General features: G+C 49.7%; 13 protein-coding genes. 6 read left to right on the top strand and 7 right to left on the bottom strand.

What is annotated here, in order from left to right; genetic code table 11:
- Nucleotides 1-10 precede the first annotated feature (10 nt).
- The 4 genes from KBW69_RS16415 to KBW69_RS16400 form a co-directional block, all read right to left on the bottom strand.
- On the bottom strand, nucleotides 11-952 hold the full coding sequence (locus KBW69_RS16415) for a hypothetical protein (RefSeq protein WP_257281556.1): 942 nt from the start codon (nucleotides 950-952) through the stop codon (nucleotides 11-13).
- Nucleotides 953-1,058: 106 nt separating this feature from the next.
- Entirely contained in the window at nucleotides 1,059-2,390 is a 1,332-nt protein-coding gene (locus KBW69_RS16410) for an N-acetylmuramoyl-L-alanine amidase (protein WP_257281555.1), read from the bottom strand.
- Nucleotides 2,375-2,866 carry a tRNA (adenosine(37)-N6)-threonylcarbamoyltransferase complex ATPase subunit type 1 TsaE gene (gene tsaE, locus KBW69_RS16405; RefSeq protein WP_257281554.1) on the bottom strand — a complete coding sequence of 164 codons (492 nt, stop codon included), beginning with the start codon at nucleotides 2,864-2,866 and terminating at the stop codon, nucleotides 2,375-2,377. Before tsaE ends, KBW69_RS16410 begins: the two co-directional genes overlap by 16 nt.
- A 65-nt stretch (nucleotides 2,867-2,931) precedes the next feature.
- On the bottom strand, nucleotides 2,932-4,461 hold the full coding sequence (locus KBW69_RS16400) for an NAD(P)H-hydrate dehydratase (RefSeq protein ID WP_257281553.1): 1,530 nt from the start codon (nucleotides 4,459-4,461) through the stop codon (nucleotides 2,932-2,934).
- A gap of 178 nt (nucleotides 4,462-4,639) precedes the next feature.
- Here KBW69_RS16400 and queG point away from each other — a divergent pair, with 178 nt between their 5' ends.
- The gene (gene queG, locus KBW69_RS16395; protein ID WP_257281552.1) at nucleotides 4,640-5,743 is read left to right on the top strand and encodes a tRNA epoxyqueuosine(34) reductase QueG; all 1,104 of its coding nucleotides are present in this window, start codon (nucleotides 4,640-4,642) and stop codon (nucleotides 5,741-5,743) included.
- Between the two features lie 59 nt (nucleotides 5,744-5,802).
- Nucleotides 5,803-6,201, top strand: coding sequence for a nuclear transport factor 2 family protein (locus KBW69_RS16390; protein WP_257281551.1), 399 nt, complete (start codon nucleotides 5,803-5,805; stop codon nucleotides 6,199-6,201).
- A 44-nt stretch (nucleotides 6,202-6,245) separates the two neighbouring features.
- Here KBW69_RS16390 and KBW69_RS16385 read toward each other — a convergent pair whose 3' ends face one another.
- Nucleotides 6,246-7,595, bottom strand: coding sequence for a DEAD/DEAH box helicase (locus KBW69_RS16385; protein ID WP_257281550.1), 1,350 nt, complete (start codon nucleotides 7,593-7,595; stop codon nucleotides 6,246-6,248).
- 181 nt (nucleotides 7,596-7,776) lie between these two features.
- Nucleotides 7,777-8,319: an oligoribonuclease gene (gene orn / locus KBW69_RS16380; protein ID WP_257281549.1), complete on the bottom strand. Its 543-nt coding sequence runs from the start codon at nucleotides 8,317-8,319 to the stop codon at nucleotides 7,777-7,779.
- A 345-nt stretch (nucleotides 8,320-8,664) separates the two neighbouring features.
- Here orn and rsgA point away from each other — a divergent pair, with 345 nt between their 5' ends.
- The 4 genes from rsgA (at nucleotide 8,665) to gshB (ending at nucleotide 12,544) form a co-directional block, all read left to right on the top strand.
- On the top strand, nucleotides 8,665-9,684 hold the full coding sequence (gene rsgA / locus KBW69_RS16375; protein ID WP_257281548.1) for a small ribosomal subunit biogenesis GTPase RsgA: 1,020 nt from the start codon (nucleotides 8,665-8,667) through the stop codon (nucleotides 9,682-9,684).
- A 59-nt stretch (nucleotides 9,685-9,743) separates the two neighbouring features.
- On the top strand, nucleotides 9,744-10,556 hold the full coding sequence (locus KBW69_RS16370) for a sulfurtransferase (RefSeq protein ID WP_257281547.1): 813 nt from the start codon (nucleotides 9,744-9,746) through the stop codon (nucleotides 10,554-10,556).
- Between the two features lie 121 nt (nucleotides 10,557-10,677).
- Complete coding sequence (asd, locus tag KBW69_RS16365; RefSeq protein ID WP_257281546.1) at nucleotides 10,678-11,538, top strand: archaetidylserine decarboxylase; 861 nt, start codon at nucleotides 10,678-10,680, stop codon at nucleotides 11,536-11,538.
- A 52-nt stretch (nucleotides 11,539-11,590) separates the two neighbouring features.
- Nucleotides 11,591-12,544, top strand: coding sequence for a glutathione synthase (gshB, locus tag KBW69_RS16360; RefSeq protein WP_257281545.1), 954 nt, complete (start codon nucleotides 11,591-11,593; stop codon nucleotides 12,542-12,544).
- A gap of 59 nt (nucleotides 12,545-12,603) precedes the next feature.
- Here gshB and KBW69_RS16355 read toward each other — a convergent pair whose 3' ends face one another.
- A complete protein-coding gene (locus KBW69_RS16355) occupies nucleotides 12,604-13,287 on the bottom strand; it encodes a hypothetical protein (protein WP_257281544.1) in 684 nt (227 codons plus the stop codon).
- Between the last annotated feature and the right edge of the window lie 157 nt (nucleotides 13,288-13,444).

The following is a 13,444-nucleotide window of genomic DNA, read 5'->3' as shown; positions in this document are numbered from 1 at the left end:
TGCCAAGTGGTTAGAATCCTGAAAGACTGAACGCTAAAGTTGGCACCCAACTAATGGTAAGATCCACCAGCGCAGGTGTGGCATTGTGGTCGTAATACAGCGCAGAAATCTCTTCCCTGAAATCCTTGAGTCGCCAGAGTGCCAGCATTGCCGGAATAAACTGATAACCCGGAGTGGAGTACCCCAGCAATGTCAATGCTGGCAATAATGGACCGGTAGAACCACAAATCTGCGCTATCTGCAGGATACGCCGTCCAATGTTTTCGTTGACTTCATAATCAACCTGATTTTTCAGAACGCTCTTAAGACCTGTCTTTAGCTGTTCTACCTTCTCCTCTGAGACAACACCGGTTACGACCCCCTTAACTTTGCCTGCTGCCGGAGACAGAGTATCGACTACTTTGAACAGAAACTCCCACACTTTATTTTCAAGCTCTCTCACAGGCATACCGGTCAGCGTATCAATCACTGGAGCTTCTTCCGGCTCTTTTTGTTCTGTTATCTGTTCTGCCAGAACTTCCGGTTCGCCGGCCAGCCCGCGCTTTTTTTCCTGAGCTTCCAGCTCCCTTTGTACTTCTTTCTGCTTCCAAATCTGCTCAGGCATCAATAAACGTTGCCCGATAGCAACAGACCGGGGTGCAGAAGGTCCAGCCCCCCCTCTGACGACCAAATCAATAACAGGGTACTCTGTAATCACCTCATAGGATTCCAGCAAATCTGACAGATCGACTTTAGGCTCCTCAAGGCCGGGGGGAGAAAACGCCAGGTTTTCAAACTCGGCAATGGACCGACTATCCAGCTTGGTAAAGGTATCGCTGAAAACCCGATACCCAGGCCGATTGACCCGGTTGTTCTCATTAAAAAGGTTATCCTGACCACGGTTCGACAGGTCATTGGATGATGACTGGTTCAGATGGGTGGGTAATGAGTGAACTAACGCCCTCAAATGCATAACCGGTTCCCCCCGGGATTTTTCACATAATGACACTTTATGGGAAAAAAACCGGGAAGGAACTGACTAGCCTGTCAGCATGACTGACATTCTCTTCAGGTGCCTTTTAGTTGGGAATAACCAACATCTGTCCAGTTCTGATCGTATCTGATCGGCTGATATTATTGGCTGTTTTCAATGAACTCAGACTGATATCAAAACGACTGGCAATCTCTGACAAAGTATCACCGGCCTGAATCACATACTGGTCCGGGCGTGTATCTATTTTACCCTCAGCCTTAAGCCTGGAGACCAGAGTACCGGGCGGAGGTTTGTTCACAAAGTAGCCTTTTACTCCTTTGTATATCTGTCGGGCCATGGCACGCTGATGGTTTCGGGTTTTCAGTTTACGCCCTTCTTTAGGGTTGGAGATAAAGCCTGTTTCCACCAGGATCGAGGGAATATCGGGAGACTTCAGAACAACAAATGCAGCCTGCTCCACTTGCTCCTTGTGCAACCTATTAATCGTACCAATATGCTTTAGCACCCTGTCACCGACTTCCAGACTGGAAGACAGCGTTGAGGTCATAGAGAGATCCAGCAAAACACCCGCCAGAATATCGTCTTTGTCACCCAGGGATATGCCCCCTTCACCACCAATCAGATCTGACGAGTTTGCCCTGTGAGCAAGCCAGCGGGCAGTCTCTGAGGTCGCTCCCCCCCTGGACAAGGCATACACCGAGGCACCATTCGCACGGGGATCGGTAAAAGCATCAGCATGAATGGATATGAACAGATCGGCTCCAGCTTTGCGAGCGATAGCAGCACGTTCACGCAGAGGAATGTAGTAGTCTCCGGTTCTCACCAGAACAGGCTCGAAGCCGGGCTCTTTTTTCAACAGCGCAGCAAGGTCTTTGGAAATGTTCAGCGTGACGACTTTTTCATGCCCCCCACCATAGGCCAGAGCCCCCGGATCTTCGCCACCATGGCCGGCATCAATAGCCACAACAATATCTCTTGCAGAAGGAGTTTTAGTGGGCTCTTTTACCGGCCCTGCTGTTTTTGTCGAATCATCAAAGAGGTCCACCACAAGACGATAGCCGTATGTGGCATTGGGCTTAAGCAGGAAGCTTTTGCTGGTGACCTTATTTTTCAGGTCCAAAACAATGCGCAGGTCTTTCTTATTTCTGACACCATAGCGAATCTTGTTTATAGGGGTGGTACCGAGACGGGGACTGGCTACATTTTTAGTTTTTTGAGTGCCACGAATATCCAGCACCAGCCTTCGGGGGTTGTCCAGAAAGAACTGCGAGTGAGCCACTTCACTGGAGACATCGAAGACCAGACGGGTTTTATCAGGAGAACGCCAGACACGAATATCATTGACCTGGGCTGCCGACAATGGCAGAGGTAACATCAGCAAAGCAGCAATAAAGAACTTCCTTATCCTTGACGACATTCTCCCTCCTGCCGTCCCTGCAGTCTTCTCAACAGACCCTGCCCGCGTTCGGTCCCTGCTTTGACCAGGGCCTTGCGTCCGGGCAGGTTGTAATCCAGTTGTACTTCCAGATCGGCATCTGGCAGAGCCCCCTCACCTTTGCAGGGCCACTCGATCAGACACAGACAGTCTTCTTCAAAATAATCCCGCCCTCCGATAAACTCAAGCTCTTCAGGATCAGCCAGACGGTACAGATCAAAATGATAAACCTGTTGACCTTCAATGCTATAGGGCTCAACCAGAGTATAGGTCGGGCTTTTAACCGCACCCTGATGACCAAGACTATGCAGAATACCCCGGCATAAAGTGGTTTTCCCGGCCCCCAGGTTTCCCACCAGATAAATGACGGCGTGACCGCCGCTTACTTCAGCCAGCTGCTTGCCCAGCTGAACCATTTCCTGCTCATTATCAATCAGCAGCTCAATCCTGCCTTCCATACACTCACTATTATCTTGACGTAGACGGGTACGTGCACCCGTTCATTGTTTGTTGTTTCTATAGCTCAAGGCTGTTTTGCTATTTTATTCAGTTGACTTCTTATGTAAGGCACGGTTTCCAGCGCCAGGATCCCTCTTTCGCCCTGAAGCTCTGCTAAATGGTCTGCACCTGTCGCATGTAACCAGACCCCCAAAGCTGCAGCAGCATGGGTCTCCAGCCCTTGAGCGGCCAGTGCAGCAATCACGCCACTGAGTACATCCCCCATACCCGCTACAGCCATTCCCGGATTACCATCAGAACAGAGGTTCAGGGTTTTTCCGTCGTATACAAGTGTACCCGCCCCCTTTAGAACGACCACCGCGCCGAAACGCTTAAATAGTTCTTTCGCAGCCTTAACCCGATCAGCACTAATGGTTGAACTTCGGGTCTCCAGCAGTCTCGCCGCTTCACCGGTATGAGGTGTGAGAATCATCGGGTACTTTCGATATTTAAGCAACGCCGGATCTTCCGAAATAATATTGAGGCCATCGGCATCGACCACCACAGGACACTCGGCTTGCAGTACTTCTGTCAGTAGCTCCCGGGCCCACGGATCTTTTCCCAGACCGGGTCCCACCACCACAAGATTTTTCCCTTCCATGAGCGAACGAAGATCTTCCGCTCCTGAAACAGCCGATGCCATTAACTCTGGACGACGGGCTGCCAGGGCCAGGAGATGTTCCCGACGAGTGGCCACTGTGACCCGACCCGCACCACAACATAATGCAGCTTCTGCCGACATAATCGCTGCTCCGGGCATACCATGGTTCCCGGCCACCACCATAACATGTCCATGGTCGCCTTTGTGTGAATCTCTGGACCGGGGCTGAACCCAGCGACTCAGCCTGTCTTCTGACAACCTCAGAGCTTCGCAGGGTACAGCCTCATAAACCGCTTCCGGCACTTCCAGATCAGCAAACTCAACTTGTCCGGACAGCTCTTTTCCTCTGCCAGAACTCAGCCCCAGTTTCATACCAATGAATGTCACGGTCACATCCGCTTTTATAGCAACGCCCAGAGCAACGCCTTTATCGGCGCAAAGACCGGAAGGAATATCAACAGCCAGAACAGGTCGGCCCGATTCATTGATTCGAGTCACAACGTCTCGATAGTGTCCCTCAACGTCTCTTCCCAGCCCTGTTCCCAGCAGGGCATCCACGAAAACGTCGCCGGTCAGTGGCGTCTCTGGTGTGTAAGGCTCAACATCAACACCTGCTGCTATGCAGGTTTGGTAGGCTAGCAGGGCATCTCCTGACAGTTTTTCCGGCGAGGACAGGAAAGTCACTGAAGCCGCCCCACCCCGTTTGGCTGCCAGCATGGCCACCAGATAACCATCACCGCCATTATTCCCGCCACCGCAGAAGACCCGAAGCCGTTTGCCGTGAAGAAGGTCTGGCCAATGATTTATCAAAGAGCGAAAAGCCGCACGGGCAGCCCGATTCATCAGTTCAAAGCCATTGATTTGAAAATCATTGATTGCCGTATCATCCAGCCGACGTACTTGTTCTGCGGTGTAAAGCCGATCACAGATGTCAACTTGAGCGCTATCGTACATAAGTGTTCACCCCTGCCTCCATAGATTACCCTAATATTGACAGGTAAACAGCTTCGATTCCGTGCGGGACTTGGCCAACAATCAGGCTTTTCTGCGTGTCTGTCACTATTCTCGACAACGAGTGTGTTAGAATACTTGGCAATATTCTCAGATTCTTTCCTGGCAGTAACTGATCAACGTGTCTACCTCCAACCGCTCTTCTGAAAACCTTGATTATCATAAGCTGGCTGACGATATTCGTCTTTGGGCCAGAGATTTAGGCTTTCAGCAGGTGGGTATTACCAAAGCCCGAATCCCGGACCGTGACAAAAAGCACTTTCTGCAGTGGCTTGATCTGGGCCTTCATGGAGACCTGCAATATATGGAGCGGCACAAAGAACTCAGATGCCACCCTGAAAAGCTTCATGAAGGTGTCATAAGGGTTATCTCCGCCAGAATGGATTATCTGCCCGCAGAAACCGAGACCGTCAAGATTCTGAATGAGCCGGAAAAGGCTTATGTCTCCCGTTATGCTTTGGGACGTGATTACCACAAGCTGATTCGCAAGCGCTTAACCCAGCTCGGAAAAAAAATAGCTGATATTGCCGGAAGCCATGGTTATCGCGCCTTTGTTGACAGCGCACCGGTGATGGAAAGACCTCTGGCTCAGCAGGCCGGTCTGGGCTGGATGGGCAAACACTCCCTGATTATCAACCGTCAGGCAGGTTCTTTCTTTTTCCTGGGAGAACTCTTTACCAATTTACCTCTGCCCACTGATGAACCTTATGAGAAGGACCATTGCGGTCGATGTACTGCTTGCATGGATATTTGTCCTACCAGCGCGATTGTAGAACCCTACAAAGTGGATGCCAGAAAGTGCATTTCCTACCTGACCATTGAAAACAGTGGACCCATACCCGAAGAGCTGCGCAGCAAAATCGGTAACAGGATTTTTGGCTGTGATGACTGCCAGCTCACCTGTCCCTGGAATCGATTTGCCAGACACACACAGGAAAGTGACTTTCAGCCCCGTCATCATCTGGATAACAGTGATCTGGCTGATCTCTTTCTGTGGACGGAAAAAGAATTTCTGGAGCGCACGGCAGGTTCACCGATCCGGCGTGCAGGTTTTGAAAGCTGGTTGAGGAATCTGGCGGTAGGTCTCGGCAACGCCCCCACAACCGGGAAAGTCGTGTCAGCGCTTCGCCAGCGCAGGGACCATCCTTCGAAGCTGGTGAAAGAACATGTGGACTGGGCGCTTAAACAACATACTCAACAACACAGCCCGGATTCTCACGATTAAATTTACACATGGACTACCCTTAGGAGCTACCGAGGTACAGATTCCAAAGGTTTTTGATCATGTCTGTAAAGTTATCGGGTGAATCACTCACGCCCTTTCTTCATATTGTTAAACAATACGATCATTACATTCAGTCCAAAGATATTCGTGGCATCATGTCGTTATTCGTAACAGACGATGAGCCTCACAGCTTTGGACTGCATGTCAATTTGAATGAACGGAAAACATTAGAGCAGCGGTTTACGGACTATTTCAATGCCGGTGAATCCTGTACCGCAGCTTTTGAAGCAGGAAAAAGCGAGCCAATTGTTTACCATTTTGGCGAAGCGGCCTGTCTCTGCATGATGCTACCCGTGAAGGGGTTTGAAGATACCCGAATCCGGGTCACTATTTTTCTGGAAAACCATTGTGGGCAGTGGCTGATACGTCACCAGCATATTTCCCCTTCGCCCGATTGAAGGGTTTGCCAGTCAGCGACTTCTGACTGGCCGCTCTCAATCATTTAAATGACCTTGGGATGTGGCTTTCCTGGTCCTGACTGTCTGACCACCTGTTTGGTTTCTGCACCCCGTTTGCGACTGGCAGGCGTATTGGGTTTATGACCTCTGGAAACCTCTCCAGAGCGCTGCCCGTCCTGATGCTGTGCTCTGGGTTTCTTTGGCTTTTTAGGCTTCTTGCGTTTCGGTGAACGAATATCCAGTTTCGATTCGGGCAAAGCATTCACAGGCTTGAAGCCGGGGATTTCCTCTCGGTCAATGACCTGACGGGTTAACCTTTCAATCGCCACCAGCTCTTTGAATTCGTCGGCACACACCAGAGAGACGGCTTGTCCGGTCGCACCAGCCCTACCCGTTCTTCCGATCCGGTGAACGTAGTCTTCGGCAACATTCGGCAGATCATAGTTAACGACTTGCGGCAACTGATCAATATCCAGTCCCCGTGCAGCGATATCGGTGGCCACCAGAATGCGAATTTCACCGCGTTTAAACTCAGCCAGTGCTTTTGTCCGGGCACTCTGACTTTTATTGCCGTGTATAGCAGCAGCCTGAACCCCCTTGCCCTCAAGATGCCGTGTCAGCCGGTTGGCACCGTGTTTGGTTCGGGTAAACACCAGCACCTGACGCCAATTGTTCTCTTTGATCAACTGAGTCAGCAGTGCGGTCTTTTTGCTTTTATCCACAGGGTAGACACACTGGTCTACGGTTTTAGCGGTGGCGTTTTTTGGTGTCACCGAGATCTCTACCGGTGAACGCACCAGACCTTTTGCCAGTTGACGAATATCATCGGAGAACGTCGCCGAAAACAGCAGGCTTTGCCTGTTTTTGGGAAGTACCGCCAGAATCTTGCGAATATCATGAATAAAGCCCATGTCCAGCATACGGTCGGCTTCGTCCAGCACCAGTACTTCCAGCTGTTTGAACTTCACAGCATTCTGGTTGTAAAGATCCAGCAGCCTTCCCGGGGTTGCCACCAGCACATCCACACCTCTTCTCAACCTCATCATCTGGGGATTGATCTTGACCCCTCCAAATACCATGGTTGAGCGAAGAGGAAGATGACGACTATAGATTTCCACACTTTCCGCCACCTGAGCTGCCAGTTCCCGGGTCGGTGTCAGAATTAACGCCCGCACCTGATTGGCCTGAACACGAGCCCCCATTGCCAGCTTTTCCAGTATGGGCAGCGTAAAGCCTGCCGTTTTCCCGGTACCTGTCTGAGCTGCGGCCATAACGTCGTGGCCTTCAAGCACTGCAGGAATAGCCTGAGACTGAATAGGGGATGGAGTGACATAACCTTGCTCTGTAACAGCTTGGAGGATGGGAGCTGATAAACCCAGCGAGTCAAAACTCATGAAAGATTCCCGGTTGGCGTCATTCAGCAGAACCGGGCTGAAGACATGGAGGGGTGGGCAGCTTAACGTATATGTCTGACTGAAGCTATCTGGCTTTTGCTGTCAGAGCTGCAATGATGAAAAAGAACTGACGAAAAAGAACAGCCACTCTTTTTTCAGAGTCACTGTTCTGATTATCTGATCAGGATTGAATAAAGTGCTGACGGTAGAAACGCAGCTCTTCGATGGATTCGCGAATATCTTCCAACGCCAGATGAGTGCCTTTCTTGGTAAAATGATCCAGCATCTCAGGCTTCCACCTTTTTGCTAACTCTTTTAACGTGCTGACATCGATATTGCGGTAGTGGAAGAAATTATGAAGCTCTGTCATGTAAAGGTTCAGAAAGCGGCGATCCTGACCAATACTGTTCCCGCACATGGGAGAGGCACCGGCATCGGAATGCTGTCTGAGAAAGGCCAGAGTCATTTGCTCAGCTTCAGTCAGGCTGATCTGGCTCTCACGGACTCTCTGGGTCAATCCCGTTTCACCGTGGGTTTTGATACACCACTCATTCATATTCTCCAGCACTGCATCGCTTTGATGCACCGCTATCACCGGGCCTTCAGCAATAAAATTCAGCTGACCATCTGTAACAATTGTCGCAATTTCCAGAATTTGGTCCTGTTCAGGATCAAGACCGGTCATTTCCAGGTCGATCCAGACAAGGTTGTCTGCTTTAGCCATCAAGCACCCGATTTCCTATGAAGTGATGTGCCAGCCCGTTTGCAGTGAACACGGCCCGGAGCTAAGCATTTGAAATAGCCCTAAACCCAATCCTGTGACATTTTCATAAAAAAATAATTGCAAATGAAGAAAGCCATGGCTGACTTATTAAGTCTAACCGATCATAATCCCTCCGTGAAACCTACACTCGCTCCCAACTGACCGCTCTGCGGCTCAATATTGATTGGCACCTTCTGTCTACCCATTTAAAAATATGGGCATCGGCGAGACAAAGGCTATTCACGGTCAGGAGCCATGAAAAGCCAGAACCCTATTCAGCAGATCAGGTAAAACCTTGAGCAAACCATGAGTAAGCGCAAACTGACGCGCAAACAGAAATGGCGCATAGAGAAGGTCCAGCAGGAGCGCATTGCCCGGGCCCAAAAGCGAGAACAGCTTATTGAGCAGCAAATGCAGGACGATAACCTGGGGCCTGAACAACAGGGTCTGGTCATCGCCCACTATGGTGCAACACTGGATATTGAGCCACCAGGCCAACCCGGGGCTATTCATCGATGTCACCTGCGAACCAACCTGCCACCTCTGGTCACCGGCGATCAGGTGGTATGGCGCCCGTCTCTGAAAGACGGAACCGGAGTGGTGGTTGCCCTTGAAGATCGCACCAGCCTGCTAACCCGACCTGACAACCATGGTCGAATCAAACCCGTTGCCGCCAATATCGACTACATCGTGTTGGTCATAGCGCCAATACCCATTCCCCACGCCAACCTGATTGACCGTTATCTGGTGGCTGCTGAGACCGTAGGCATCGAACCCGTACTGTTGCTGAACAAAATCGACCTGCTGGATGATGAGGGCATGGAACTGATGAACGACATGCTGTCGATTTATGAAGATATTGGTTATCAGGCCCTCCGGGCCTCTACCCGCTCCGAAGATGGACTGGCCCCTCTCAAGGCTCTGCTGGATGAGCATGTCAGTGTCTTTGTCGGGCAGAGTGGTGTAGGCAAATCTTCTCTGGTTAATGCCCTGTTACCTGGTGTTGATATCCGCGTCGGTGAGCTGTCCGAAGCGACCGGCAAAGGTATGCATACAACCACCGCCGCAAAACTCTTTCACTTCCCCGCAGGTGGCATGTTGATTGACTCACCCGGCATTCGGGAATTCGGCCTCTGGCATATTGATGCCCAGTCGGTTCTTGAGGGTTTCAGGGAATTCAGACCTTATCTCGGTCATTGCCGTTTCCGCGACTGCCAGCATGAGAAAGAACCGGGCTGCGCCTTGAAACAGGCTCTGGAAAATGGCGAGATTCTGGAAGAAAGAATGTTCAGTTACAAACAGATTGTCAACTCTCTGGACGTCTGACAGGTCCGTGATAGCATATGCTATCGCTTTATCTCATGAGCCATGAAAGAAGAAGTAAAATGAATTCGATAGAAGATCTGCCACTGATTCTTGAAGCTGAACAGCTGGCGCCTCTGCTGGGGCACGAAAACCTGCTGATAGTAGACTTGTGTAACCCGCGACTGTACGACCATTCTCATGTTCCCGGTGCGGTCAGTGTTGCGCCACAGAGCATGGTTTCTGGTGTAAAACCTGCCGCAGGCAAATTGCCTGCCGTTGAACAGCTGAGCCAGATGCTCTCCAACATTGGCTACAGCAAAAACAAACACATTGTTGTTTATGATGACGAAGGCGGTGGCTGGGCGGGCCGTTTCATCTGGACTCTGGATGTGATCGGACACAAGAAATACAGCTACCTGAACGGTGGTGCGCACGTCTGGCTGAAAGAGGGCCATCCCACCGAAAGTACCATTAACCGTCCTGAGCCTACCCGGGTTGATCTGAAGATTGACAACTCCGTGATAGCCAGCAAAGAGTTCATCATGGATTCTCTGGAAGACCCGAACACCGTGATCTGGGATGCCCGATCAGCTGATGAATACCAGGGTGAAAAACGTTTCTCCCAAAGAGGAGGCCACATCCCGGGAGCCGTGAACCTTGAATGGACACTGGCCATGGATCATGACCGTAATCTCAGAATTCGCAGCGACATCGCCGGTGTTCTTGAACAGCTCGGCATTACCCCGGACAAAAAGGTGATTACCCATTGTCAGAGCCATCATCGTTCGGGGTTTACCTATCTGGTAGGTAAGTCTCTGGGGTTTTCTATCAGAGCTTACGATGGCTCCTGGTCAGAGTGGGGTAATCTACCAGACACTCCTATCGAAACCTGAGGGATGACTGCACTGTTTAATCGCAAGCAGTGCACACATTGTCTATTTCATTGCTGACTTGTGAGACCCGGTTCTCATTATTACAATCCAACATCACTCAAAAACAGGATGAGTCCTGACTGTGAAAGAACGATTATTTGCCTTTATCCAATATTTCCTGCCTCACCACCTTATTTCAAGGGCGGTATACTGCTTTGTTGAGTGCACCTGCCCCAGGTTCAAGAACGCACTGATCCGACGTATCATCAAACAGTATGATGTTGATATGAGCGAGGCAGAACGTGAAAATTCTGAAGATTACCTTCACTTTAACGATTTCTTCACACGCTCTCTGAAAGAGGGGATGCGTCCCCTGCCTGAAGATGAAAGTCTGATCGTCAGTCCTGCTGATGGCGAAGTCAGCCAGCTTGGCAATATTGAAAATGGCAGGGTTTTTCAGGCCAAAGGGCACGACTACAGTCTGATTGAACTGCTGGGCGGAGACAGTGATCTGGGTCAGGAATTCATGGGGGGAAAGTTCGCTACCATCTACCTTTCTCCCCGTGACTACCATCGTGTTCACACACCTTTCGGTGGCACTCTTCGCAAAATGATCCACGTTCCTGGTCGTTTATTCTCGGTAAATCAGGGCACCGTTGAAAACATCCCTAACCTGTTTGCCCGCAATGAACGGGTCGTGGCTATTTTTGACACTGAGCACGGACCGATGGCCGTTATCATGGTCGGTGCCATGATTGTTGCCAGTATTGAAACCGTATGGGCTGGACTGGTTACCCCCATCAGAAAAGAAGTTCGTACCTTTCACTACGGCAAAGACTCTGCAAAACAGGTCTCCCTGAGTCGGGGTGATGAAATGGGTCGATTCAAAATGGGCTCTACCGCCATTGTTCTCTTTGGCAAAGATCAGGTTGACTGGCTTGAGTCATTCGAAGCGGGATCGGAGATCAGGATGGGAGAGGCTCTGGCTGAGCCTGCAAAATAGATGAAGGACTCAATTAAGAATACACTGCGGTTTTTGATCGCCCGGACTTGCAATGACTATTAAACTCGGCGTCGTGATGGACCCTATTGAGTCCATCGAATACAAAAAGGACAGTACTCTGGCAATGCTGGTCGCAGCCCGGGAAAAAGGCTGGGAGCTGTTCTATATGCAGCAGGAAGACCTGTATCAGTCAGAAGGTGTCGCCTATGGCAGTATGCGCCCCTTGCAGGCCCGCTACAATCCGGAGGATTTTTATTCTCTGGGAGACCGGGAAGAGCAGCCTCTGAGTACTCTGAATGTCATTCTGATGCGTAAAGACCCTCCTTTTGACATGGAGTTTATATACAGCACCTATCTGCTGGAACAGGCTGAGGCGGCTGGCACACTGGTGGTCAACAAACCCCAGAGTATTCGTGACTGCAACGAAAAAATGTTTGCCACCCTGTTCCCTCAGTGTACGCCTCCGGTCATGGTGGCCCGCAGTGCGAGACACCTGAAAGCCTTTGCTGAGAAACACGGTGATGTGGTTCTCAAACCACTGGATGGCATGGGAGGGTCGTCTATTTTCAGAACTCACGCCAATGACCAGAACTTCAGTGTGATTGTCGAAACCCTGACCCAACACGGGCAACAACAGGCCATGATCCAAAAGTACATTCCCGAGATCAAGGCAGGTGACAAACGCATACTTCTGATCGACGGCGAACCCATACCTTACGCTCTGGCACGTATTCCCGCCGAGGGTGAACTGCGTGGCAACCTTGCCGCCGGCGGCAGTGGTGTGGGTCAGGCGCTGACCGAAAAAGATTACTGGATCGCTGAACAGGTGGCTCCGGTACTGAAAGAAAAAGGCCTGCTGTTTGTCGGGCTGGACGTCATTGGAGAATACCTGACCGAGATCAACGTTACCTCACCCACCTGTATACGACAGTTGGATGATCAGTTTGGTATCCGCATTGGTGACAGGTTGATGGATAAGATTGAGGAGAAGTTGTCTGTCCTGTGATCAAAAAAAGGGGGAGGGTTTTATCCCCCCCTCTTCATCGAGAAACATTTCATTCAGAATCAGTTAAATTTCTTTGAAGACGACAATAATTGTATGATTCTTTGAAGCTTGTGGTACATTTGATCGAGATAAAATCTTTCATCATTGTTAAAACAGCATGGAAAGCTTTGTTTAAATTTCTTGATTTTGGATTGAAGTTCCTTACCCAATTGAAGAAGCAAAGACTTATCTTTATATTTCGTCGAAAAAAATGTTGCCAGTCTTAAACGATGTTCATTATCAACTTCATCAATACCAAATTTTTTATTAAACTGAGTTGCGGCTTTAAATGCATTTTTGATGGTCTCTTTATCGGCGTCCTCTCTACAAGCGGCATCCATAGCCTGATTCAGAATATCATTTTCAAGTTTACTCTTCATTTGGTGCGCACGAGTTTCAAAAACTTTCATACCACCTATTGGGTCTAACCTTTGAAATGCATCAACAATGGCACCAACCATACGGCTAAAAATATTTTTCCTGCCTGTTTCAGCTGTGACATTGACATCAACTAATCTATTTTCATCGCTACTGGCACAGACAGAAACACTGTAATTTCTGTCTGCTTGCACTGAGTGAAATGTCACTTCTTTCTCGCCACCTTTGAACCCACCAATTCCGTCAATGAGTGTTCGATCAACCAGAATATTTTTCCAGTTATTGATGTTAGTGAGATTGGCTGCTGGACATCCCTGTATATTCATACCCATTACCTCCATGGCAGTTAATCAATAAAATAAATACTCCTATCACTTGGGATAAGCATTAAATATGTTTTAAAAAGATATAGAAAATTCACCCTGACGATAATGACCGCTCAGTTAGCAACACTGACAATTGATAGTGACTAATGAGTGTAGC

It is taken from the genome of Endozoicomonas sp. ISHI1 (genome assembly GCF_024606225.1).
Taxonomy (GTDB): Bacteria; Pseudomonadota; Gammaproteobacteria; order Pseudomonadales; family Endozoicomonadaceae; genus Endozoicomonas_A.
Note: the sequence above shows the minus strand (reverse complement) of the source record. Positions and strands in the feature narration are given on the sequence as shown.

What these genes read in the sequence shown, in the direction of transcription:
- KBW69_RS16415 (WP_257281556.1), bottom strand. Translation starts at nt 952, where the DNA reads ATGCATTTGAGGGCGTTAGTTCACTCATTACCCACCCATCTGAACCAG.
- KBW69_RS16410 (WP_257281555.1), bottom strand. Translation starts at nt 2,390, where the DNA reads ATGTCGTCAAGGATAAGGAAGTTCTTTATTGCTGCTTTGCTGATGTTA.
- tsaE (WP_257281554.1), bottom strand. Translation starts at nt 2,866, where the DNA reads ATGGAAGGCAGGATTGAGCTGCTGATTGATAATGAGCAGGAAATGGTT.
- KBW69_RS16400 (WP_257281553.1), bottom strand. Translation starts at nt 4,461, where the DNA reads ATGTACGATAGCGCTCAAGTTGACATCTGTGATCGGCTTTACACCGCA.
- KBW69_RS16390 (WP_257281551.1), top strand. Translation starts at nt 5,803, where the DNA reads ATGTCTGTAAAGTTATCGGGTGAATCACTCACGCCCTTTCTTCATATT.
- KBW69_RS16385 (WP_257281550.1), bottom strand. Translation starts at nt 7,595, where the DNA reads ATGAGTTTTGACTCGCTGGGTTTATCAGCTCCCATCCTCCAAGCTGTT.
- orn (WP_257281549.1), bottom strand. Translation starts at nt 8,319, where the DNA reads ATGGCTAAAGCAGACAACCTTGTCTGGATCGACCTGGAAATGACCGGT.
- rsgA (WP_257281548.1), top strand. Translation starts at nt 8,665, where the DNA reads ATGAGTAAGCGCAAACTGACGCGCAAACAGAAATGGCGCATAGAGAAG.
- KBW69_RS16370 (WP_257281547.1), top strand. Translation starts at nt 9,744, where the DNA reads ATGAATTCGATAGAAGATCTGCCACTGATTCTTGAAGCTGAACAGCTG.
- gshB (WP_257281545.1), top strand. Translation starts at nt 11,591, where the DNA reads ATGACTATTAAACTCGGCGTCGTGATGGACCCTATTGAGTCCATCGAA.
- KBW69_RS16355 (WP_257281544.1), bottom strand. Translation starts at nt 13,287, where the DNA reads ATGAATATACAGGGATGTCCAGCAGCCAATCTCACTAACATCAATAAC.